1 protein-coding gene is annotated in these 1,582 nt (G+C 45.9%); it reads right to left on the reverse strand.

Going from position 1 to position 1,582, the window contains the following annotated elements; all coding sequences use genetic code 11:
• Nucleotides 1–352: 352 nt before the first annotated feature.
• Nucleotides 353–1,471, reverse strand: coding sequence for an IS110 family transposase (locus ACGG90_RS15540; protein WP_390410727.1), 1,119 nt, complete (start codon nucleotides 1,469–1,471; stop codon nucleotides 353–355).
• Between the last annotated feature and the right edge of the window lie 111 nt (nucleotides 1,472–1,582).

Here is a 1,582-nt window from a genome sequence, read left to right on the forward strand (position 1 = left end):
CGCCTGTTATGAAGTGACCTTTGTCAAGCCACAATTTCGTCTTTATCAATGACATCAAGAAGCTTCAGAATCGAGTCCATCGACGATTAGCCACTCTGTTATCCGTGGATTGGTTACCACTAAGTTAATGGTCCTGTCGAAGGCAATATAATCTAAGTGCGTAGATCACAGATTTAGCCGTCAGTCCGCATGGCCAATGTGGTTGACGATCTGTGCTAGGATAGGCGGAACGTATGTTGCCGGACCTCTCTAGATTCTGGAGCTTTTTGATGTCATTGATGCCAACGTGGTTCTTTCGTTCCTATTGCTGGTTTTGGTCTTGAACTTAGTACTATCGTTTAAACTGTATGAATCAGTAATCTATATGCTCAGTTTCAATGCCCCAAATGAATCCTGCTAATTCTCTAGCAACTGCGGCAGTCGCAACGCATTTTTTCTTACCTCTTGCCAACATTCGTTGATACTTTCTCTGCAGATGTTCTGTTGCTCGATTGGCATACGCAATTACTTGAGCAGGTTGCCCAATTTGCCGATGAGCCACTCGCTTGGACTTATAACCAACCCGTCCTTTGACAAGTGCTTGGGCGCACTCAATCAAGGCAGAACGAACCGCAGTGTTGCCCTGCTTGGTGAGTCCACCTTTGTTGTCTGAATGTTCACCACTGGAATGCTCTGATGGGGTTAACCCGATATAGTTCATAAATGCGCGTGCGTTAGGGAAGCGTGTAAAGTCAGAAATCTCAACGTGCAGTGTCATCGCCGAGGTCGTTGCGACGCCCTTGAGACACTGTAATTCATGAACCTTATCCGCGTATCGGTCGTTGTGGGACAACTCTTCCAGCACCTGATCGAAACGATCGATCTTCGCCATCAGCTCCTCAACTTGAACGAGATACTCATCGATAGTGACACGCATAATAGTCGAGACTTTCAGCGCTTTGATCCATTTGATATGGGCAGCGGTCCAAGATGAGCCGCCGTCGAATTGAATGCCATGGCGTAATAATAATGCCGACAGCTGTTGCTTGACGCGTTTGAGCGCCTTTCGAAAATCGCTGCGCATGCGCATATATTCTTTGACCTCGACGTCTTGATCATCGGGAACGTAGACCTCATGATAACTGCCATTTGCGAGATTTATGGCAATCATCCTAGCGTCAAGTTTGTCATTCTTGACCATCTTATGTTTGGCTTCACTGTACATCGTCGTAGGGGCCATAATCGTGCAGTCGACGCCAAGTTGTACGAGTGAGTTTCGCAGTGCGTACCCAAGACAACCGGCCTCATAGCCAGTCTTGAAAATCGTTTCTGGTTCGGATTTATGGGCGATACGGTTGATAAACTTAAGGACCAGCTTTGGATCTGATGCACACTTTGTTTCTCCAAGAATCTCAGCGGTATCCTTGTTGTATGCACAAAGACTGAAAGTAGATTTATGGACATCCATACCAACATAAACTATACTTTGCATCGTAGTGACCTCCTATTGTCATTGGGTAAGGGCTTTTATTGTTCTGACAAACGATATTATGCCTCCGAATCCCAGGCCTGACAATCTAGGAGGTCACTTCATATTATCTAA

Source organism: Lacticaseibacillus jixiensis, assembly GCF_042847315.1.
GTDB lineage: Bacteria > Bacillota > Bacilli > Lactobacillales > Lactobacillaceae > Lacticaseibacillus > Lacticaseibacillus jixiensis.